Below are 22,550 nucleotides of genomic sequence, written 5' to 3' on the forward strand. Positions count from 1 at the left end.
AGGTTGTGTTGCCGTGGTCGGGGCCGGTTGTGGTCGTTGGGTCGGTTGTGTTGCTGTGGTCGGGGCCGGTTGTGGTCGTTGGGTCGGTTGTGTTGCTGTGGTCGGGGCCGGTTGTGGTCGTTGGGTCGGTTGTGTTGCTGCGGTCGGGGCCGACCGTGGCAGTCAGACCGGCCGAGTTGCTGCCGTCAGGGCCTGCCGTAGCCGCAGGGCCGACTGCGTTGCCGCCGTCAGGCCCGGGCGCATCCGTCAGGCCGGCTGTACTGCTGCCGTCAAGGCAAACCGTGCCCGTAAGGTCGGCCGCCCTGCCGCCCTCGGCGCGGGCCGCGGCCAGCAGTTCGGTCAGTGCCCGCTCCTCGCCGGCCCCGGCCGACGGCCGCCCGCCCGCCTCCCGCCAGCGCGCCACCAGCGCCGACGCCCCCGCGTACGCCTCCAGACAGCCGAGCGCCCCGCACCGGCAGCGGCGCCCCCCGACCCGTACCGTCAGATGCCCCCACTCCACCGCCCGCCCCCGCGCCGCCTCCTCGGTGACCACGCAGGCGCCGACACCGGAACCGAACAGCACCACCACGGCGTTGCGGGCCCCGCGTCCCGCGCCGAACCACATCTCCGCCTGCCCCAGGGCCTTGGCGCCGTTGTCGATGAAGTACGGAATATGCGCTGGGAGTTGGGCGGAGGCGCGCAGCAGCCGCTCCAGCGGTACCGCGTCCCAGCCGACCGTCTGGCCGTGCACGACCGCGCCCTGCCACCCGGCGTGCTCGACGATGCCGGGCACGCCGACGCCGACGCCGAGCAGGTCCGAGCCGGGGACTCCGGCCGCCTCGAGCACGTGCGCGATCCCCTCCGCGACATGGCCGACGACGGCCCCGACGTCGTATCCGCGCGGCCCCAACGGTCGCTCGACGCGGGCGAGTTCGGTGAGACCGAGGTCGAGCAGCTCCACCCGGACCCGGGTCTCGCCGACGTCCACCCCGATCAGCCGTCCGCTGTCCGGCCGTACCCGCAGCAGGCGGCTCGGCCGGCCCGCGTCCGTGCCGACCACGCCCGCCTCCTCCAGCAGGCCGTCGGCGAGCAGTCCGGTCACGACGTTGCTGACGGAGCCCGAACTCAGGCCGGTCGCCGGGCCCAGCGCGTGCCGGCTCATCGGCCCGTCGACATACAACCGTTGTAGAACGGCGCTCCGGCTCTCCCGTCGCAGGTCACGCACCGTACGGCCGCCCACCGCTGCCACCTGGCCTCCCTGTTTTCCGGCGTTTCTCCGCGCTTTTCCGGCCTGTTCGGCCGTTTGCCGTTGCCGCATCTCTTGACGAGCGTTTCTCTTGAGGTTTAACTCACGTCCTAAATTAAGCCATGAGGGGCTTCGGGAACCGAACGGGTCCGCACAAGTGTCGGCTTCCGTGAGCAGCCTCGGGGTTCTCGACTCCCGGAAAGGGACACCAGGAGCCATGCGCAGCATCCGAGCCGCGGCCACAGGCGCCGTCACCCTGTCTCTCGTCCTCGCGGCCACGGCCTGCGGAGGCGGCTCGTCCAGCGGCGGCGGGTCCAACGACTCGCCGAAGACGCTGACGTACTGGGCCTCCAACCAGGGCGCCAGTATCGCCGTCGACAAGCAGGTCCTCCAGCCCGAACTCGACAAGTTCCAGAAGCAGACCGGGATCAAGGTGAAGCTGGAGGTCGTGCCCTGGTCCGACCTGCTCAACCGGATCCTCACCGCGACCACCTCGGGTCAGGGCCCGGACGTGCTGAACATCGGCAACACCTGGAGCGCCTCGCTGCAGGCGACCGGCGCGCTGCTGCCGTGGGACACCAAGAACTTCGCCAAGATCGGCGGCAAGGACCGGTTCGTCGACTCCGCGCTCGGCTCGACCGGCGCGGCGGGCAAGGACCCGGCCGCGGTCCCGCTGTACTCGATGGCCTACGCCCTCTACTACAACAAGAAGATCTTCGCCGACGCGGGGATCAGCAAGCCGCCGGCCACCTGGGACGAACTGGTCGCCGACGGCAAGAAGATCCAGGCCAAGGGCAAGTCGGTGCTCGGCGCCGAGGGCTCGTCCCTGGCGGAGAACATCCACCACGTCTTCGTCTTCGCCAAGCAGCACGGCGCCGACTTCTTCACGGCCGACGGCAAGCCGGACTTCACCAACCCCAAGGTGGTCGAGGCGGTGAAGAGTTACGTCGACCTGATGGCCAAGGACAAGGTCATCCCGGCGGGCGACGCCGAGTACGCGCAGAACCAGTCCGTCAGTGACTTCGCCAAGGGCAAGCAGGCGATGCTGCTGTGGCAGTCCGCCGCCGCCAACCTCAAGTCCCAGGGCATGAGCGAGGACGCCTACGGCATAGCGCCGGTCCCGGTGATCTCCGGCACCCCCGGCACCGGCACCCAGGTCAACTCGATGGTCGCGGGCATCAACCTCGCCGTCTTCAAGAACACCCACAACCTCGACGGCGCCGCTCAGTTCGTGAAGTTCATGACCTCCGACGAGGAGCAGAAGGTCCTCAACACGGCCTACAGCTCCATCCCTCCGGTCAAGTCGGCCCAGGGGGACGCCGCGTTCAGCGCCCCCGCGACCGCCGTGCTGAAGAACACCCTCGCCACCAGTGCGGCCGCCCTGCCGCAGGTCGCGTCCGAGTCGCAGTTCGAGACGGCGGTCGGTACGGCCGTCAAGGACCTGTTCGCCGACGCCGCCGCCGGCCGCGCCGTGACCACCGACTCGGTCAAGGCCGCGCTGCAGAAGGCCCAGCAGCAGATGCCGGCGGCGTGAGCGAGAAGATGTCGACCACCGCCTTCAAGGAGCCGGTGACGCAGGCCTCGTCCGGGGCGGCGGCGCGCGAACCACGCCGCCGCCCCGGGCGGCTGCGCCGCGTCTCCCTGCCGTATCTGCTGCTCCTGCCCGCCCTGCTGCTCGAACTCCTCGTCCACCTGGTGCCGATGGTCATCGGCATCGTGATGAGCTTCAAGGAACTCACCCAGTTCTACATCCGCGACTGGTCCAGCGCCCCCTGGTCGGGCCTCGGCAACTACAAGGTGTCGGTGGACTTCAACGCGCCCGTCGGGGACGCGCTGCTGCACTCCTTCTTCGTCACCGTCGGCTTCACCCTGCTGTCGGTCGGCCTGTGCTGGCTGATCGGCACCGCCGCCGCGATCTACATGCAGGACACCTTCCGCGGCCGCGGCCTGCTCCGGGCGCTGTTCCTGGTGCCGTACGCCCTGCCGGTCTACGCGGCCGTCATCACCTGGGTGTTCATGTTCCAGCACGACAACGGCCTGGTGAACCACGTCCTGCACGACCAGCTGCACCTCACCGGCAAGCCCTCCTTCTGGCTGATCGGCGACAACAGCTTCTACGCCCTGCTGACCGTGTCGGTGTGGAAGGGCTGGCCGTTCGCCTTCCTCATCGTGATGGCAGGACTGCAGAACATCCCCCGGGAGCTGTACGAGGCCGCCGCGCTGGACGGCGCCGGGATGTGGCAGCAGATCCGCCGCATCACGCTGCCCTCGCTGCGCCCGGTCAACCAGGTCCTGGTCCTGGTGCTGTTCCTGTGGACGTTCAACGACTTCAACACGCCGTACGTGCTGTTCGGCAAGTCCGCCCCCGAGGCCGCCGACCTCATCTCGGTCCACATCTACCAGGCGTCCTTCGTCACGTGGAACTTCGGCACCGGCTCGGCCATGTCGGTCCTGCTGCTGCTGTTCCTGCTCGTCGTGACGGGCGTGTACCTGCTGTTCACCTCGCGCGGACGGAGGGCCGCCGATGTCTAGCCCGCCCCTCGCCTCACCGAGGCGCACCTCGCCGATGGCGCCGCCGCGTTCCTTCCTGTGGTCGAGGCGGATCTTCCTCACCCTGCTCACCGGTTTCGTGCTGATCCCGGTGTACGTGATGGTCTCCAGCTCGCTGAAGCCGCTCGCGGACGTCACCGGCAAGTTCCGCTGGCTGCCGAGCGGTCTGACCATCCGCCCGTACATCGACATCTGGTCGACGGTCCCGCTCGCGAAGTACTTCATGAACTCGCTGATCGTGGCGGGCGCGGCGACGATCTGCTCGGTGGTGATCGCGGTGTTCGCCGCGTACGCCGTCAGCCGCTACGACTTCCGCGGCAAGCGGGTCTTCACGGTGACGGTCCTGTCGACGCAGATGTTCCCGGGCATCCTCTTCCTCCTCCCGCTGTTCCTGATCTACGTCAACATCGGCAACGCCACCGGCATCGCCCTGTTCGGCTCCCGCGGCGGCCTGATCCTGACGTATCTGACCTTCTCCCTGCCCTTCTCCATCTGGATGCTGATCGGCTACTTCGACTCGGTGCCGCGCGACCTGGACGAGGCGGCGCTGGTCGACGGCTGCGGCCCGCTCGGCGCGCTGCTCAGGATCGTCGTACCGGCCGCGATCCCCGGCATCGTCGCCGTCGCCGTCTACGCCTTCATGACCGCCTGGGGCGAGGTGCTCTTCGCGTCCGTCATGACCAACGACGCCACCCGCACGCTCGCCGTCGGCCTCCAGGGCTACTCCACCCTCAACGACGTCTACTGGAACCAGATCATGGCCGCCTCGCTGGTCGTCAGCGTGCCCGTGGTGGCCGGCTTCCTGCTGCTGCAGCGCTATCTCGTCGCCGGTCTGACGGCAGGCGCCGTCAAGTGACCCGAGTGACCAACACCCCGTATTCCGAAGGGACTTCCGTGTCCGAACGCATCGACCTCGCCGCACTCCCGCACGACTTCCTGTGGGGCGCGGCAACCGCGGCGTACCAGATCGAGGGAGCCGTCGCCGAGGACGGCCGTACGCCCTCGATCTGGGACACCTTCTCGCACACCCCGGGGAAGATCGCGAACGGCGACACCGGCGACGTCGCCTGCGACCACTACCACCGCTGGCGCGAGGACATCGCCTTGATGCGGCAACTCGGCGTCAACGCCTACCGGTTGTCCATCGCCTGGCCGCGTGTGCTGCCCGGCGGCACCGGACCGGTGAACCCCAAGGGCCTGGCGTTCTACGACGAGCTGGTGGACGCCCTGCTGGAGGCCGGGATCACCCCGTCCGTCACCCTCTACCACTGGGACCTGCCGCAGGTGCTCCAGGACCGAGGCGGCTGGCCCGAGCGCGACACGGCCTTCGCGCTCGCCGAGTACGCCTCGGCGGTCGCCGCCCGCCTCGGCGACCGAGTCAAGCTCTGGGCGACCCTGAACGAGCCGAGCTGCTCGGCCTGGATCGGCCACCTGGAGGGCAAGATGGCCCCGGGCTGGACGGACCTGACCGCCGCCGTACGCGCATCCGCCCACCTGCTGCTGGGCCACGGCCTCGCCACCCAGGCGATCCGCGCCGCGGCGCCCGGCGCCCAGGTCGGCATCGTCAACAACCTCTCCACCGTGCACGCGGCCACCGACCGCCCCGAGGACATCGCCGCCGCCCACCGCCACGACGGCCATGTCAACCGCTGGTGGCTCGACCCGGTGCACGGCCGCGGCTTCCCGGCCGACATGGTCGAGACCTACGGCGTCGAACTGCCTTTGAGGACGGGCGACCTGGAGACGATCGCGACGCCTCTGGACTGGCTCGGCCTGAACTACTACTTCCCCGCGTACATCGCCGACGCCCCCGACGCCCCGGCGCCGTACGTCCGCGCCGTGCGCCGCGAAGGGGTGCCGCGCACCGGCATGGACTGGGAGATCGACGCGAGCGGCATCGAGACCCTGCTGCTCCGGCTCACCGAGGAGTACGGCGCCCGGAAGATCTACGTCACCGAGAACGGTTCCTCCTTCCCGGACGTCGTCCGCCCCGACGGCAGCATCGACGACCCCGAGCGCCAGGACTACCTCGAAGCCCACCTCGCCGCCTGCGCCTCGGCCGCCCGCAAGGGCGCCCCGCTCGCCGGCTACTTCGCCTGGTCCCTGCTGGACAACTTCGAGTGGGCGTACGGCTACGACAAGCGCTTCGGCCTGGTCCACGTCGACTACCGCACCCAGGTGCGCACGATCAAGGGCAGCGGACACCGGTACGCGGACATCGTCCGCGTCCACCGCGGCCAGGCACGCCGGGCCGCCTGAGCCGGGCCCGGCCGGCCGGTGGGCACGGGAAGGGAGCCCGTGCCCACCGGCCCGCACCACCTGCAGTTCTGTCATGCACGTGACATAGATCAGCGAGTGCACCTCCACCCCACAAGGAGATTCACATGCCATCCCGTCGCGTCCCCCGCACCCTCCTGGCCGCCCTGGCCGCCACGGCCCTGCTGGGCGGCGGCCCCCTCCTGGCCACCCCCGCCTCCGCGGCCTCCGCCGCCGTCAGCTGGGACACCGACCGCGCGGCCACCGCCTACGCGGCGAACCCGGCCGCCGTCACCGCCTCCGGCAGCGAGAACGCCGGCACCACCCCCGGCCTCGCCTTCGACGGAAACGGTTCCACCCGCTGGTCCAGCAACTTCGCCGACGACGCCTGGATCGAGCTCGACCTCGGCTCCACGCTCCGCATCGACCGGGTCGTCCTGGACTGGGAGGCCGCGTACGGCAAGCGCTACGTCCTGGAGGCCTCGAACAACGGCACCGACTGGGCGCCGTTCTACACCGAGACGGCGGGCACTGGCGGCTCGGTCACCGCGCACACGTACCCGCAGGAGTTGGTGGGACGCTACGTCCGGATGCGCGGCATCCAGCGCGCCACGCCGTACGGCTACTCGCTCTACTCGTTCAAGGTCTACGGCGGCGAACCGGCGCCCGCGTCCACCACCCGCACCAACCTCGCCCCGAACCACCCCGCCTACTCCAACTACTATCAGGACGCCGGAACTTCACCGTCCTACGTCACCGACGGCGGCTGGCCCGCCAACCTCAAGGACGACGCCACCCGCTGGGCGAGCGACTGGAACGCCGACCGCTGGATCACCGTCGACCTCGGCGCGAACGCGACGATCGACACCGTCGACCTGTACTGGCAGGCGGCGTACGCCGTCGACTACCAGCTCCAGGTCTCCGACGACAACCGCACCTGGCGCACCGTCTACGAGCCGTCGGCCCCCGACATCGCCGCCCGCCGCGCGAACGTCCAGTCCCCGTCCGACGCGACCGGCCTGCACGACAGCATCACCCTGCCCTCGCCCGTGAGCGGCCGCTACGTCCGCATGCTCGGCAAGGAACGCCGCTCCTTCTACAACCCGGCCCCGGCCACCGCCCAGTTCGGCTACTCCCTCTACGAGTTCCAGGTCTGGGGCACCGGAGGCAGCGCCTCCGCCGCCTACCCGGCCCTGCCGGCCGACCAGTCCGGCACCTACCGCACCACCTTCTTCGACGACTTCACCGGCACCGCGCTCGACCGCTCGAAATGGCGGGTGGTCCGCACCGGCACGGAGATGGGCCCGGTCAACGGCGAGTCCCAGGCGTACGTCGACTCGGCCGACAACGTCCGCGTCGGGAACGGCGAGCTGATCCTGCACGCCAAGTACTGCAAGGGCTGCACCCAGGCGGGCGGCGGCACCTACGACTTCACCTCGGGCCGCATCGACACCCACACCCACGTCGACTTCACGTCCGGCAGGGTCAGCGCCCGCATGAAGTTGCCGGTCGGCGACGGCTTCTGGCCCGCCTTCTGGCTGCTGGGGTCCAACGTGGACGACCCGTCCGTCTCCTGGCCCGCCTCCGGCGAGACCGACATCATGGAGAACATCGGCTACCCCGACTGGACCAGCACCTCCCTGCACGGCCCCGGCTACTCGGCGGACGGCAACATCGGCGCCCGCCAGACGTACACTGGCGGCGGCACGGCGGACCAGTGGCACACCTACGCCGTCGAATGGACCCCGACGGCGATGCGCTTCTACGTCGACGACCGCCTGGTCCAGGAGACGACCCGCAACGTCCTGGAGTCGACGCGAGGTCAGTGGGTCTACGACCACGACCAGTACGTGATCCTCAACCTGGCGCTGGGCGGCGCGTACCCGGCGGGCTGGAACAAGGTCACCAGCCCCTACTGGGGGCTGCCGCAGTCGAGCGTGGACAAGATCGCGGGTGGCGGAGTGCAGGCTGAGGTGGACTGGGTGAAGGTGGAGCAGAAGGGGTAGCTGGTCGGCCGTTCCAAGATCCCGTGCCTGGAGCTGCGAACCGCGCTTCTGCGCCGTGCCATCTCCAGGCCGGCCTCGCCTGCTGCCTGGGCGGGCCCGTCCGGGCCCCTCGGCTACTCCGGGGGCGTGGGGGTCTCGGGGGTGCGGTACATCGCCTGGACGTCCAACTCCAGCTGAACGGTCGGTCCGACGACCGCGATGCCGCGGGCCAGCATCGATCGCCAGTTGAGAGTGAAATCCTCGCGGTGCAACTCCGTCTTCGCCAGTGCCGCGCAGCGGAGCTCTTGCTCGTAACCGCCGTTCACCGTACCGAGATACGTCGTGTCCAGTCCCACGGACCGGCTCATGCCGTGCATGGTGAGCGTGCCGTTCAGCGTCCACTTGGAGCCACCGCGGTAGACGAACCGGGTGCTGGTGAAGTCGATGTACGGATAACGCTCGACGTCGAGGAAGTCCGCGGAACGCAGGTGATTGTCGCGGGTTTTGTTGCCCGTGGCGATACTGGAGGCATCGATGCGCACCGACACCTGGGAATCGGCCATGTCCGGCGCGATGCGGATGCCGCCGTTGAAACGAGTGAAGCGGCCGTGGACGTGGGCCATGCCCACGTGCTTGGCGATGAACCGGATCGCGGTGTGCGGTGGGTCGAACAACCAGGTGCCGGGCGGCGGAAGTTCCAGCTGACGGGCGGGCACCAGCGCGATGCGCGCCAGGGAGTGGGCGACCCCGGCGGCTATGTCGACGTTCTCACGAGCAGGCGTGAGTCCCTCCGACGCGGCCATCACGCTGTAGGAGCCCGGCGGCAGCGTCAGCACGAACAGGCCGTACGGGTCGGTGGTGCCGCGGGTGACGACGCGGTGGCTGTCCAGCGCGGTCACCGTGACCTCGGCACCGCCCATGGGCTGCCCCATGGGATCCACGACCTCGCAGCCATAACCGCCCGCCCCGGCCGGCAGCGGTACCGACAGGCCCGCGGCACCGGAAGCACCGCGGGAACGCCGACGTCGGAGCAGTCCGAGGGCCATGCTGTGCGCCTTTCTTCACGTGTGTCACCACTGCGAGGCCCGCTCGACTCTGGGCGATCGTGGTCACCGAGATTGTTCGGGGTCTTATTGCAGGTGCGATGAGGTTCAGTATTCAACGATCATAGAGCAGGCGGTGCGGAGCAGTGCCTCACCGGTGCCGGACTTGCAGCAACGCCCTCAGAAGCGCTCGACCCCCGCGAGTGGCCTCAAGTGCGGGCCTCGCCACGGTGTTTCGGCCTCGCTGCTTTGCACCGCTTCTGTGGCGAAGGGCACCCGAACTGCCGCGACGTTCACGCGTTGCCTGCGACGTCGACACACACACCCCACATCCACCGTCGCCCGCAGGTGCCATATGCCGCCGGCGGGTGGCCGGGAAGCGGACACAGATCCCGCTCCGGGGAACCGCTTGCGGCCGTAGTGATGTGCCGAGGTGGTCTTCGAGCACGACAAGCAGTGCGTGGAGATGGCGGACCAGGTCAGCGCACCCCGGACCATCGCCAACACGTGCTTGTGGCCCGACGGCGTCGTGTCGCCGTCGTCCCCTCGCAGGTGACCCGGTCGAGGCCGTCACCGACGGCCACGTCCCGCTGTTCGACCTCGAACGCGCCCTCCGCAGGGGGCTGCGCCACATCCAGCTCCGCCTCAACCTCATCGACGGCTGCCTCACCGGGGTCTCCTGGCCGCCCTCCGGCGGGACCGACATCATGGAGAACATCGGCTACCGGGACTGGACCGGCACGGCCCTCCATGGCCCCCGTTACTCGGAGGACGGCGACATCGGCGCCCGCCAGACATGTGCGGGCGGCGGCGCGCTGGACCTTTGGCACACCTACGCCCTCGAACGGACGCCGACGGCGATGCACTTCTCCGTCGACGACCACCTGGTCCAGGAGACGACCTGCAACGTACTGGAGTCCACCCGCGGTCAGTGGGTCTACGACCACGACCAGTACGTCAACTTCAACCTGGCCCTGGGCGGAGCCTATCCAGCCGCCCGCGGCTACCTTTTCGTCCACAGTGGGTGACCGTTCTCGGTCATGGCTATGGTGTTTGTAGGGGATCACCGGCAGTGGGGGACAATATGGGGTTGGCCAACGAAAAGATCATTTCTCAGGTAGAGGATCTGCTTCACGGCAGAGTCGTCATTCCTTCCATCCAGCGTGACTTCGTCTGGATGCGACCTGACGTGCGCGACCTCTTCGACTCGCTCTATCGCGGATATCCGGTCGGCGCTCTGCTGCTGTGGAAGACCAATCTGCCGGTGCCGTTCAAGACGGCGGCGGTAGTCCAGGCCGCCAAGTCGACGCACCAGCCCGTCTACCTGCTGGACGGCCAGCAGAGGCTGACATCCCTGGCATGGGTGTACCAGCCGACGTCCAAGGCTGATGGCCGGCTCATCGACCTTCGCTTCGACGTGCGGACCGAGGAGTTCGTCAACCCTAGCGCGGTCCAGAGCAAGGATCCGATGCTCTTTCGCGTCTCGACTCTCCTGCAAGAGAACGTGCAGTACCACGAGGTCCTCAACACCTCGGGTGTGCCGTACTCCGATCCGAACTTCGGTGAATGGATGCAGCGTCTGCAGAAGGTGCACGACATCCGCAAGCACCAGATCGCCGTGATCACCTATGAGTCGGACGACTACGAGGAAGTCGCCGAGCTGTTCGCCCGACTGAATAAGGGTGGACGGCGGCTGTCCAAGGGTGATCTCGTCTACAGCGCCATCGCGGCACGTTGGGCTGATGGCCTAGCAACCATGGACGCCTTTCACCAGGAACTGCGGGACAGCAACTTCGGCCTGGACCGGGAGGCCGTACTGCGCCTGATGAGCCTCCTGGCGGGCACAGGAGCCCGCCACATCAAGCTCATCGGCTCAGGAGTCGACGCAGCGGCGCTGAAGGAAGCATGGCAAGCCACCGAGACAGCTCTCCGGTACGCCATCGACTTCCTGCGGGAAGAGTGCGCGATCCCCCGTTCCGAGATTCTGACGTCGCCGAACGTCACCGTCGTGCCGGCTCTCCTTCTGCATCAGCGGGACGGAAAACTACTGCCGGGCGAGGCCGGTCTGCTGCGCCGCTGGGTCTACACGGCAATGGCCTTCAGCCACTATTCGCTGCAGGTCGAGACCAAGCTTGACGCCGAGGCCAGGTTGATCAGGGCGCGGCAGGGCGAGGGACTGTTCACCGAGCTCATCCGCCGGGCCTCGGGCAGCCGCTCCGCGGACACGCCCCTGCACCCGAGGGACTTGGAGCAGAAGTACTCCACTCACGCCTTTTTCCGGTTGCTCTACATCGCCGCGCTGCGCGACAAGGCCCGGGATTGGGCTACCAACATCGCCATCAGCGACCAGCCGTTGAGCAGCGGTGCCAAGATCGAGTTCCATCATGTGTTCCCGCGCGCCCGCGTCCAGTCCACGTACGCCAAGGAGGAGTGGAACAGCCTGGCCAACCTTGCTTTTGTGATGGGCCAGACCAACAAGATGATCGGCTCGAAGTTGCCTGCCGAATACATGGCAGGCATCGCGCCGGAACGCCTGGTCGAGCAATGGATCCCAGAGGCTCCTGAACTGCGGTCCCTCGATCAGTTTCCCGACTTCCTGGCCGCACGCAGGCGCCTGCTGGCCAACGTCCTCAACCGTCTCCTGGGACTTCCCGTCTTCAGCGGGCAGGACACCCACCGGGACGCCGACGAGCCGCCTGCCGACGAGGAGGTGATCGCGGAGGAACCCAGCGCGCCCACCTTGGTCGGAGTGAGCGCGCAAGAGCTTCGCACGGAACAGGGCGTCGAGATCCACGTGGTCTACGAAAGTCGACGTGTCAACGGCTATTACGACCCCTCCTCTCGAATCGTAACCATTCCCTCCGGCCCGGGTCGAGGCGAATACGAGTCACCCAGCGGAGCGGCATTCGCCGTGGTACGGGCACTGAAGCCGCACGTAAGTCCGCATCGCAACGGGTGGTCGTTCTGGACCGTCTCTGCTACCGGCAATCTTCTGCAGAGCATCCGGTAGGGATCACCCGCCGGCTCACCCTCGGCTGCTTACCGGCACGCTTGTGGGGGCCGGACGTCGTGCCCGGCCCCCTACGTGATCTCGTACGATCCGCTGAGACCGGCCCTTCGAGTTCGTGGCGCACCCCGGCCCTGGTTGACTGTTCCCGCGCGGGCTCGGAGGGCACTTGCTGGTCAGACAGCGCCGATACCGCTGGGGTGCACGTAAGGAAGTGAACGTGGAGCAGTTCGCTGCGGGCAAGGTTCTGCGGGGCAGATATCGGCTGGACCGGATCCTGGGCAGGGGAGCGATGGGGCACGTCTGGCAGGGGACGGACGTGTATCTTGAGCGCCCTGTCGCGGTGAAGACCGTCGCCGCGGACCTTCTGGCTCTCCCCGACTGGCGCCACACCGCCCTGGCGCGTTTCGAGAGGGAGGCCAAGGCCGCCGCTCGTCTGGACCACGCCAATATCACGACCGTGTACGACGCGGCCGTCACCGAGGACGTCTGCTGTCTGGTGATGCAGCTCGTCGACGGCACGACCCTCGACAACATCATCGACGGCGCCGACGGCGGGCTGCTGCCCGTGGCAACCGCGGTCTCGGCAGCCGCGCAACTGTGTTCCGGGCTGTCCGCCGCGCATGCGGCCGGCCTTGTGCACCGTGATCTCAAGCCTCAGAACGTCATGGTATGCACCAGCGGTCTGGCGAAGATCCTCGACTTCGGTCTCGTGAAGGTCCTCTCGGACACCGACCCCCGGCTCACCATGACTGGCGAAACTCTCGGCAACGTGTCCTATGCCTCGCCCGAACTCCTGGCCGGCGAAAAGCCGTTGGACGGCCGCAGCGACCTGTACGCGGTGGGTTGTCTGCTGCACCACATGCTCACCGGCCACCCTCCCTTCCGCGGCGAGGGCCCCGCCGAGCTCGTGACCCAGCACCTCACCGCGTCCCCGCCCCGGCTGGCCGACCACGGTGTCGACGCCCCGGCCGCTCTGCAGGTCCTGCTGGACGCACTGCTCGCCAAGCGTCCCGAGGATCGTCCCAGCGATGCGGCGGAGGCGTACGCGGCCCTCGCCCCGTACCTGCCGGACCCCGATCCGGCACTCGCGACCCGCAGGGTGCCGCCGGAGGATCCCCGGCGGCCGTTCCTCGTGCCCCAGGGGCCGATCATGCCGCGCTAGCCGAAGCCAACCGCGGCACGATCCCAGGGCCGGTCATGCCGCGAACGGCTGCCGGACCTTGATCAGTTCCTCCAGGAACGGGCTCGGCTCCCCGTGCCAGAAGACGTCCAGGCTGTCCCGGGCACGCGTTGCGGCCACGAAGAGCAGGGATCGGGCGCGCTGCATCTCCGTCCGGTAGCGCGTCGGATCCGTGGTCCGCCGCTGCTGGACGCTCGCACGCGGCACCAGCCCGTCGGTCACCCCGGCGATGATCATGCGCTGGTATTCGAGCCCCTTGAACCGGAACATCGTGCCGATGTGCACGCCGGTGTCGCCGCGGGGCCCGTCCGGGCCGATCTCCAGCGCCCGGATGCCGCGCTGAGCCAGCGTGTACGCGGCCTCGCTCGCCATCTGGTTGGTCGGTACGGCGATGGCGATCTGCTCGTGCGGCACCCGACCCCAGGACTCGATCAGCGCGGCGATCGCCTCGCGCTCCTGCGCCCAGTCGCTCAACCTGTGCAGGTCGGGCACGGCACCGCTGAGCACGGACCGGTACCCGGCCAGCGTCTCACTGCTGCCGTCGAGGTCGTCGTACGTCTCGTCACCGAGCACGTTCAGCGCGGACCGCAGGATCTGCCGGGTGGTTCGGTAGCTCAGCGACAGCTTCGACGACCGGCCGCGGATGTTGATGCCGAGGCTGCCGAGGGTCACCTGGTTCTTGTAGATGCGCTGGTGGGTGTCACCGACCAGGAAGAGGTCGTTGCGGTCGGGTGCGGTCATCGCACGGAGCATCTTCCAGTGTGCGGGCCGCAGGTCCTGAGCCTCGTCCACCACGATGTGCCGGTACCGGTAGCGCAGCCAGCCGCCCGAACCGTCGGCCATGTGCCGGTTGTCGAGGCCGCCCGCTTCCTCTCGTTGGCGGTCGATGGCCTGGATACGGCGGGCGCGCTCCGATTCCAGCTGAGCCGCCCGCTCCGCGATCTGGTCCCAGGTCTGGACTTCGAGCCGGTCCAGGCGCTGGGTGAACCGCTCGGCGAGCTGCCAGATCTCAGCGCGCTCGGACCGGCTGACCGTGCGTCCGCGTCCGGCGCGGCGAGCCCGGAAGTAGTCGGTGCGGGAGGTGACGGCCTGGCCGAGGATCACCTGCGTCCATTCGTCGTTCAGGAACTCCGCGTCCCAGCCGTCCTCGCCGAGCTCGTCCAGGAGCGAGCGCCATTCCCGGACCGCCTGCGACTCATCGATGATCCGCTTCCGGTTGCCGGGCTCCGCCTCCCGGACGGTCCGCAGCGCGAGCTGGTCGACATGGCTGATTTCCACACGCGACAGCAGGTTCTCGCCGCCCAAGGCCAGAAGCCGTGAACGCAGGTCCGCCGCCAGGTTCTTGTTGTACGTGGTCAGCAGGACCGGCTTGGTCCGGCCGGCGGGCAGCCGCTCGACCAGGTGCTTGACCCGGTGCAGGGCCACGATCGTCTTGCCGGTGCCTGGCCCGCCGCCCACACGCGCAGGACCGCTGTAGTCCCGCGCGACCAGCTTTGCCTGAGTGGGGTGCAGGAACACCTTCCAGCGCCCGAAGTCCTCGCCCTCCAGCGCCTCGCGCAGGGCGTCGTCGCTCGTGGTGACGATGGTGGCCGGACGTTCGACGGCAGCCCGGAAGTCCTCGGTGTCCACAGGTTCCGGTGCCGCGACGGGGGCGGTGACCTGCTCGAGGACGTCGTCGTACTCCTTGCCGTCGTACAGCGCCAGCAGCACCTCGCCGGTGAGCTGCGGTGCGTACTCCACGAGCCCGAGGAGCTGGTCCTCGGTGGTCAGCGCGGCGACCACAGGGGTCAGGGCGGGGGCCACACCCAGGTCGGTGAGCTGCTGTTCCGACCACTTCCCGAACAGCGGCCGCGGAACGGCGGGCTCGGCTGGGCGAAGTGGCTCGGTGGGCAAGGAGGGCGTGGTCGTCTGCGGGGCCGAAGGCCTGAGCACTTCCTCCTGCACGACCTGCAGGTCCACGTACTCGATGCCGCCGGTGACGCGGTTGACCGAGTACGTGAGCCGGTCGAGATGCGCGTACACGTCCTTGCGGTGCTTGACCGAGACGATCAGCCAGTCGTCATCGGCCAGCCGCAGCAGCAGCGCACGGTACTCGTCGTTGATGCGTGCCGAGTACAGCTTGTCGTGCCCCTGCAGCTGCTTGAGACGCAGTCCCGCGGAATCGGGGTTGGTCTTGAACTTGTGCTGGAAGTCGTAGATCGCGCCCTTGACCGGGCGGGGGAGCTTGAGGATCTCCCGGTCCGCCTTGTCGAGCAGGCGCAGCGTCACGTTCTTGCCGGTCACCGCTGTTCGTTCTCCCCGCTGTCCGTGGTGATGCCGTCTGGCTGGTTACGACTTTCCTGGTCGCCGGATGGTTGTGCGCCGCCGAGGCGGTCCGCGATGTCGTCGACGGTCCAGTCGGCGGCGGGGCGCACTTCCCAGCCGGCCGCGGCGAACGCTCGGTCGCGGTCGGCGGCCTCCGGGTCGTCTTCCAGGCCCTCGGGCGGGCGCGGGGCGAGGACGACGCCGATGCGAGCGCCGGGCCACGCCAGCTCGGCCAGCCAGCCGTTCTCGTCGAGTTCGTAGCCGTCCTCGGGAACCGTGACGCCGCGCCCGGCAAGGGCGTCGGCAAGCGCGAGCAGGCCGGGCTCGTCCGGGTCGAGGTATTCGATGACCCGGTTCCACGCGGCGTCCCGGCCGGGCGCGTCGGGGGCGACCGCGGACACCTCTGCGGCGGCCGCGGTCTGCGGCGAGGGCGCGGCGGGCTCCGCCTGCGCGGGCGTGCCATCGACGGTCGCGGTGGTGGCGAGCGTGGCGCGGACACTCTCCAGGACGCCGCTGCCACCTGTGACCGCCAGAGCTTCCACGGGGAATCCGTCCACACGGCCGACCGTGAGCTGTACGGCGTCGCCGCCTCCGCCGTCCAGGAACTGCAGCAGATTGGACCAGTACAACCAGGCCCGCCAGCGGCGCTTGTGCGCCTCCTCGTGGGCATGAACGCCGGGCGAGTCGTCGAGGAGCACGATGCCGGTCCACGCGGGGGGTTTCGCCCGGCCGTCCGCGGCGAACACCAGCGGCAGCCCGGACCGATCCGTGACCGTGAACAGCTGTACCGGGCCGCGTGGCCCCGTGGGCGTTTCTCCCCTCAGCGCCGTCGTGATCTGCTCGCCGAGCACGTCCGGCAGCAGCGCGACGGGGCGGGCCCCGGCTCCCATGAAGCCTGCCAAGGCGGCCTCCGCCCGCCACTGCCAGCGCTCTGCGTCCGGCCGGCGCAGATACTCGACGAGTTGCACGGCCGGATTGACCCAGACTGTCTCCGCGAGCTCACCCGGCAGCCCGCCCCGCACCTTCGCGTAGAAGTCGCGGGCTCTGCCGCGGGCCTGGTCGCCGTACGGCTCCCACACCGGGTCGGCAGGGCCGGCGCCCGCGTATCCGGTGTCCCGGACGTGGCGCTGCCACTTCGCCACGTCGCCGTAGGTGAGCTGGAAGACCCGGAGCCCTTCCGCGCGCAGCCGCGTGCGCTTGTCGGCGTCCTCGCCGACCCGGTTGTGCTCGCGGCCGGCGTGGAACTCGTAACCGTCCAGGTAGACCGCCACGCGCGGGCCGGGTGCGTCGACCCGCTCGAAGAGGACGTCGGGGCGGGTGCCGTCGAGGACACGCTGCTGCGACACCCGCCAGCTCAGCGTGGTGCCGTCGGCCGCGGTAAGCCGCAGGTCCAGTGCGTGGGTACCGGCCGGCGTTATGTAGGCGTCGCCGCTGGCACGGCTCTCGGGCAGCCCGGCCCACTCACGGAGGGTGTCGATGAACAGTACTTCGAGATCGCTTTCGGCTTGCTTGTGCATCGGGATGTGCTGGGTGGTGGTGACGGGCGAGGTGCGCCAGCGCTCACCATCCGCACCGAGCAGTTCGTCCAGCATCTGCCGGACCTCGTTGCGGCTGACCTTGTCGTAGTCGGCCGGCGGCACGCGGCGCAGCAGGCAGCGGTGACAGCCGTCGAGTCCCTTCTCCAGGCACCCACAGCTCTCGATCACTTCACGGGCCTTCAGCAACACCTCGCGGAAACCGTCGGGAGTCGCCAGGCGGTGCAGGTAGCCGGTGCCGCCGGGCAGCCGGTCGTACACCACGAGGAACCGGCGTGGCCAGTCGCGGTCCTCGCCGTCCGGCATGGACGCGGCGGTGATGTCGATGTGGTCGGGGTCGCCGCCGTAGCGGGCGGCTATGCCCGCGAACAGCGCGGCGGTGAAGGAGGCGAGCCGCTCCTTGGCCCGCGCCACGGACGCCGGCAGCAGGATGCGGACGGCCTCCGTCGTCAGCTCGTGCGCCAGAAGCAGTGGTACGTCCAGTCCGGCGCCTTGCTCGTCCGCACTGCCGTGCAGCCGGCGGCGCGGGCACCACAGCTGGTGGTGGGCGCTCGCACGCGTGGCGCGTGCCAGGGACGCGGTGAGCGCGTGCTGCGACTGGTCGACGACCGGACGCCCGTCGGCCGTCGCGCCACCGCAGCTCACGCACACGTAAAAGGGGTTCAGACGCACGTCGTCCCCGGCCAGCGGAACCGTGCTGCTGCCGTCCTGCCGGTCGACCCCGAGGTTCAGGGTGCGGATGACGGCCTTGCGCGTGAAGTCAGCGCCGAAGACGGCGGTGTCGTGCCGCCACGATCCGGCCGCCAGGTGCGACGGGTCGATGTCGACGGTGGTGAGGACGGCGTACCGCTTCTGATCCCGCTCGTCACGGTCGTCCCGCACCCGCGCGTCGTCCCGCTTGTCCCGCGACATCACGCGCCGGGGCTCGAGCACGTGGTGCACGCAGCCCGCGTCGGCGATCTCCCGAGACCCGCACCGCGGGCAGGGCGAGGTGTCACTCTTCGGGTCGCCGTGCGAGCGCGCGTAACCGCAGGCCGGGCACATACGCCACACCGCCCAGGCACGCTGCTCCGGGCTGCCGATGTCGAGGGCGCGCACGACGTGCCGGTAACCGTTGACGTAGAAGCTGTTGCCGGGCGCGAGTTCGGTCAGGGCCAGTTTGCGGGATCGCTCATAGTCCCGGACCTCGTTGCGGTACACCCATTCCCGACGCTCGTCGTCGCCTTCCGGAGCCTCCGTGCCCTCGTCGTCCCCGGTGGCTTCCTTCCAGTAGAGCGTGGCCTCCAGGGAAGTGGTCGTGTCGGTGAGGCTGTAGTTGGGCAGCAGGCCCAGTTCGACGAGGGCGCCGTGCGCACTCGCCTGGCTCAGGTTGCGCAGCAGCTCGCCCGTGGCGCGGCGTTCCGCGAGCAGTTCACGACGCTCGGCTCCCTGTTCACGGTCCTCGGCGAGCAGTCCGTCCACCGCGGTGTCGATGGCGGCGATACGGCGGCGCAACTCCTCTCGGCGCGCCGTCCACTCCTCCTCGGCCTCCTGCAGGGCGCGCGCGATCCCGCAGGTGGCGTATGCGCGCAGCTCGTCCGCGGCGTGCTGGGACACCCCTCGGTCGTCGGCGGTCCCGCCGGGTGCCTGCGGGAACAGTGCCAGGAACTCCTCCACCAGCCGGGCCCCGTGGGTGAGCGCCGCGTCCGACAGGTCCTGACACCAGCCGGTCGTGCCGAACAGGGCCGACGACAGGCGTGGCACCGGCATGAGCGGCTCGCCGTCCGCGGTGGTCAGCTCGCCGCGCGCCGCCCGGTCCAGCAGGTGCGCCGTGTACTGGCGGCGCAGGATCTCGACGGCCGACAGATAGCAGCCCGGCGGCACGATGTCACCGGCGATCATCTCGGTCGGGTCGTCCAGGTAGTACCGGTCGCGGGCCCGGCGCCCGCCGAAGGCGACCACCAGGGCGTTGCCCGTCCGGCGTCCGGCGCGTCCGGCGCGCTGCACGTAGTTCGCCGGGCCGCCCGGCAGCGACCCGAGCAGCACCGCCGAAAGGTCGCCGATGTCGATGCCCAGTTCCAGGGTGGGCGTGCAGGAGAGCATGTTGGGGTCGGTGTAGTGGGTGCCCTGGCGGAAGGTCCGCTCCACGCGCTCCCGTTCGGGCCGGGTCAGCATGCCCGTGTGCTCTGCCGTGACGACTCGGTAGGTGCCGCCGGTCAGGTACAGGCGGCGGTAGTAGTCGCCGCGGTAGTCGCGCTCCAGTTTCCCGCCGAAGCCGCCGCTGCCCGCCCCGGTCGACGACATGCCGTACTGCGGCGGGGTGAGGATGCCGGCGCAACGCCAGCGCGGGCAGGGGTGCCCATACCAGCGAGTGCGCCTTTCGGGCGGCACCACCTGCTGCCAGCCGCACTCCTCACAGGACACGAACGCCTTGTTGACCAGGTCGTCCGCCAGCAGCCTCACGTGGATGTGGCCCGGTTGCAGCCCGTAGACGCGGGTCGTGCGGTCCTTGGCGGTGCGCACCGACAGCACCCCCTCGTCCGCGAGGACCGGCAGTAGCCTGCGCAGGTACTCGCTCGCCTGCGCCGCGTCCAGGCCGAGGCAGCGCCGTGTCCAGTCCTGGTACCAGTTGTTCTTACCGGTGATCGTGTCGAACTTCGTCTTCTCCTTGGGCCCGTCGAGCAGGAACCTCGGCGGCGCCACGCGTCCCTCGGGGAAGGCCGGCATCCCCTCCGGCCGCTGCCCGGAGATCAGGTACTGGTTGACACCTGCTTCCTTGATCCAGGTGTCCAGCCACCGGTGCCGGACGCCGCCGCGCAGCCGCAGCCGCTCCAGCAGCCCCCGCACGTACGCCAGGTACCGCTCGGACGTGGGCAGGCTGCCCTCGAGGCCCAACTGCCCCGGCAGCGTGAGGTGCAGGTCGCGGGCGAGCGCGACGATCCGGTCTGGGTCGGCGACCACGACCTCCGCGGCCGTGGTGCGGGTCAGCTCCAGGGTGCGCCCGAGCCGGGAGCGCAGCCCGAACTCCATGACGGTCGCGAACGCGAGCCGTTCCCCGATGAGCTTCCACGTCCGCGCGTCACCGGTGCCGCGCCCCGACAGCAGCCGGTCCACGCCCGGTTCGTCGTGCAGGTCCGGCGGGACGACGGCGGCCAGCGTCTGTGGGTCGTCCACGGAGTCCAGGACGTCGCCGATAAGGTCGTTGAGCGGGAGCGGGGCACCGGAGTCGTCCAGCTGGTGCGCCAGCAGCGAGCGCAGCGAGAACTTGTACGAGGCGTTGGCGACGTACCCGGCGCGGTGCGCGGCGTCCTGCGTGGAGTCGTTGAAGAGCAGCGTCTTGCGTTCCTCCGGCGCCAGCGCGATCTCGTGGCCGCCGGTGAACAGCTGGGTGACCGTCGCGGAGGCCAGGGCGGCGAGCGCGGTGCCGAGGAACCTGATGCCGTTGTCGGTGTTGCACGCCGGGCAGGTGTCGTCCTTGGCTGCCTGGTCGGCGGTCTTCTTGTCGAGAATGGCCCGCGCGAACCAGGCGTCCTGCAAGCCTTCCCCGTCCTCGGCGGCGGGCAGTCGGTAGGTGCCCTGGGCCCCGTCCAACACCACCACGGTCTGCGGATCGACGCCGCCCGTCTGCTTGGGCGCACTGCCGGTGAGCGCCCAGAGAGCGTCCCTCGCCTCGGTCGGTGTCGCCGAGATGAAGTACCGCAGCCGTCGCTTGTCGCGGCCGACGGCGGCCTGCCAGATCCGCAGCGGGCTGGTCTCCAGTTTCTGTGGATCGGACTCCGGAGACAGCGCCGCCCAGCCCGACCGACCGCACACCCGGCAGTAGACGGCGGGTAGATGGGCCTGGGCCGGCCGCTGCACGGTGTCCGAACCGGGCAGCGCCTCAGGCCGCCGGGAGTCCGCCGTCGGCCATTCGTCACTTTCGGACAGGTCCTCGGACGCGGGGGCCGCAGTGAGCGCGGAGCGCCGTGCGACCGCCCGCTCGTCCTCGTACCAGCGGAACTCCGGCCGGCCGCTCACCCCGCTGAGCACCCGCCCCACCGGCCGGACCCACAGGTGCGCCTCGATGTGCAGCAGGGGACGCGGCCGGCGCTCGTCGGACTCCGGGTCCCGCGCGGACGACAGCAGCGCTACGAACCGGGACAAAGCCTCCAGCGCGAGCCGCGGATTCTCCCGCGCGGTGCGCGCCCACGCGTACCCGAAGCGGGCCATGCGGTCCCGCAGCCCCCACTCGTCGAGCGGCTCACTGTTCAGCAGCGCGAGCACACCGTGGGTGAAGTCGTGCTTCTTCAGCAGTCGGCCGATCTGAAAGGCGTCAAGGCCGCGCCGCCCCAGCAGCCGCTCGGCCAGCCCGTCCAGGTCGAGCCGGTCCGGGTCGGACTCCACGCCCGGCCCGCCCGAGACCTCGATGACCTCCTTGGGGCCGGGAGGCTCGGGCAGCTCGTAGTCGATGTCTCCGACGAACTCGTCGGCGTTCAGCCGCTCCTCACCGATCACCGAGTCCGGACCGAACGGCACCCCGAAAACCTGCTCGGCGACCGCGAGGATGCCACCGGTGTCGCCTCCGCTTTCCCCGAGCGTCGCCGAGGTCGCCACCGGGCAGATCGAACCGAGCGGCCGCTCCGGCTTCGAGGCGCCCACGGCGGCCGCCAGCCGCCGCAGCAGCATCGCCACGTCGGTGCCCTGCGCACCGTCGTAGGTGTGGAACTCGTCCAGCACGATGTACGCCGGCTCGGACCCCTCCCATAGTGGCCGGTCCTCGGCCCGCTGCAGCAGCAGATCCAGCATCTTGTAGTTCGTGATCAGCACGTCCGGCGGCGACTGGCGCATCTCCTCGCGCCGCGTCATCACACGCCGGAAATCCGTGTCCGGCTTGTCCCCGATGTAGAGACCGGCCGTCACCTGAGCCAGCTCGGGCTGCGCCAGGTAGTCGCCGATACGGCTCGCCTGGTCGGTGGCGAGCGCGTTCATCGGGTACAGCAGCACTGCTTTCACCCCGCGCCGGCCCAGCGCCTTCTGCCTGCGACAGTGATCGAGCACGGGAATCAGGAACGATTCGGTCTTGCCGGACCCGGTGCCGGTCGTCACGAGCGTCGGCTTGGCCGTCCCCTTGTACGTGCTCAGCCGCTCCCACGCCTTCGCCTGGTGCCGCCACGGCGTGAACGACGGCTGCCACTCGAGCGCCGACTGCCATCCGTCCTCGGCGGGGTGGAACGGCGTCCTGATCCGCAGGTACGGCCCCCGGAAGACCCCCGTCTCCGGATCCCCGAGGAACCGCTCCAGCGCGAGCCGCGTGTCCTCGTCGGCCAGCGCGTACGTCGTCGTGAGGTACTGCGTCAGACTGCCGCGGAGCTGCGCGGCGGCCAGGGTGGGCTTCACGAGGACCTTTCGGGCAAGTCGGGTACCAGGACCGCCGGCTACGCGACACCGTGACAGTTCGCGAAGAAGCTGTGGCGATCAGTGTCAAAAATAACCCTCACCTCGGA

The 22,550-nt window shown here is 69.6% G+C and carries 11 protein-coding genes and 1 pseudogene; 8 read left to right on the plus strand and 4 right to left on the minus strand.

Features of this window, described 5'->3' with window-relative positions:
* The coding region (locus AB0M27_RS07180) for an ROK family protein (protein WP_365718813.1) at window positions 1–1,228 on the minus strand (1,228 nt) is incomplete at its 3' end.
* Window positions 1,229–1,442: 214 nt separating this feature from the next.
* On the opposite strand from AB0M27_RS07180, the gene AB0M27_RS07185 reads away from it, so the two are divergent.
* From AB0M27_RS07185 to AB0M27_RS07205, 5 genes are all read left to right on the plus strand, one after another.
* Complete coding sequence (locus AB0M27_RS07185; RefSeq protein WP_365718815.1) at window positions 1,443–2,759, plus strand: sugar ABC transporter substrate-binding protein; 1,317 nt, start codon at window positions 1,443–1,445, stop codon at window positions 2,757–2,759.
* Window positions 2,760–2,767: 8 nt separating this feature from the next.
* A complete protein-coding gene (locus AB0M27_RS07190) occupies window positions 2,768–3,757 on the plus strand; it encodes a sugar ABC transporter permease (RefSeq protein ID WP_365719206.1) in 990 nt (329 codons plus the stop codon).
* A gap of 34 nt (window positions 3,758–3,791) precedes the next feature.
* On the plus strand, window positions 3,792–4,631 hold the full coding sequence (locus AB0M27_RS07195; protein ID WP_365719208.1) for a carbohydrate ABC transporter permease: 840 nt from the start codon (window positions 3,792–3,794) through the stop codon (window positions 4,629–4,631).
* Window positions 4,632–4,669: 38 nt separating this feature from the next.
* Window positions 4,670–6,034, plus strand: coding sequence for a GH1 family beta-glucosidase (locus tag AB0M27_RS07200; RefSeq protein ID WP_365718817.1), 1,365 nt, complete (start codon window positions 4,670–4,672; stop codon window positions 6,032–6,034).
* Window positions 6,035–6,159: 125 nt separating this feature from the next.
* Window positions 6,160–8,037, plus strand: a complete 1,878-nt coding sequence (locus AB0M27_RS07205; RefSeq protein ID WP_365718819.1) for a discoidin domain-containing protein — start codon at window positions 6,160–6,162, stop codon at window positions 8,035–8,037.
* 113 nt (window positions 8,038–8,150) lie between these two features.
* Here AB0M27_RS07205 and AB0M27_RS07210 read toward each other — a convergent pair whose 3' ends face one another.
* Window positions 8,151–9,062 carry a YceI family protein gene (locus AB0M27_RS07210; protein WP_365718821.1) on the minus strand — a complete coding sequence of 304 codons (912 nt, stop codon included), beginning with the start codon at window positions 9,060–9,062 and terminating at the stop codon, window positions 8,151–8,153.
* A gap of 671 nt (window positions 9,063–9,733) precedes the next feature.
* On the opposite strand from AB0M27_RS07210, the pseudogene AB0M27_RS07215 reads away from it, so the two are divergent.
* The 3 genes and pseudogenes from AB0M27_RS07215 to AB0M27_RS07225 form a co-directional block, all read left to right on the plus strand.
* Window positions 9,734–10,054: pseudogene (locus AB0M27_RS07215) on the plus strand (glycoside hydrolase family 16); the annotation flags it as partial.
* A gap of 89 nt (window positions 10,055–10,143) precedes the next feature.
* Entirely contained in the window at window positions 10,144–12,069 is a 1,926-nt protein-coding gene (locus tag AB0M27_RS07220) for a DUF262 domain-containing protein (RefSeq protein ID WP_365718823.1), read from the plus strand.
* Window positions 12,070–12,286: 217 nt separating this feature from the next.
* A complete protein-coding gene (locus AB0M27_RS07225) occupies window positions 12,287–13,231 on the plus strand; it encodes a serine/threonine-protein kinase (protein ID WP_365718825.1) in 945 nt (314 codons plus the stop codon).
* A gap of 33 nt (window positions 13,232–13,264) precedes the next feature.
* Here AB0M27_RS07225 and AB0M27_RS07230 read toward each other — a convergent pair whose 3' ends face one another.
* On the minus strand, window positions 13,265–15,532 hold the full coding sequence (locus AB0M27_RS07230; protein ID WP_365718827.1) for a UvrD-helicase domain-containing protein: 2,268 nt from the start codon (window positions 15,530–15,532) through the stop codon (window positions 13,265–13,267).
* The gene (locus AB0M27_RS07235) at window positions 15,529–22,443 is read right to left on the minus strand and encodes a DEAD/DEAH box helicase (protein WP_365718830.1); all 6,915 of its coding nucleotides are present in this window, start codon (window positions 22,441–22,443) and stop codon (window positions 15,529–15,531) included. Before AB0M27_RS07235 ends, AB0M27_RS07230 begins: the two co-directional genes overlap by 4 nt.
* Between the last annotated feature and the right edge of the window lie 107 nt (window positions 22,444–22,550).

The sequence above is a fragment of the Streptomyces sp. NPDC052107 genome (assembly GCF_040680215.1).
Classification (GTDB): domain Bacteria; phylum Actinomycetota; class Actinomycetes; order Streptomycetales; family Streptomycetaceae; genus Streptomyces.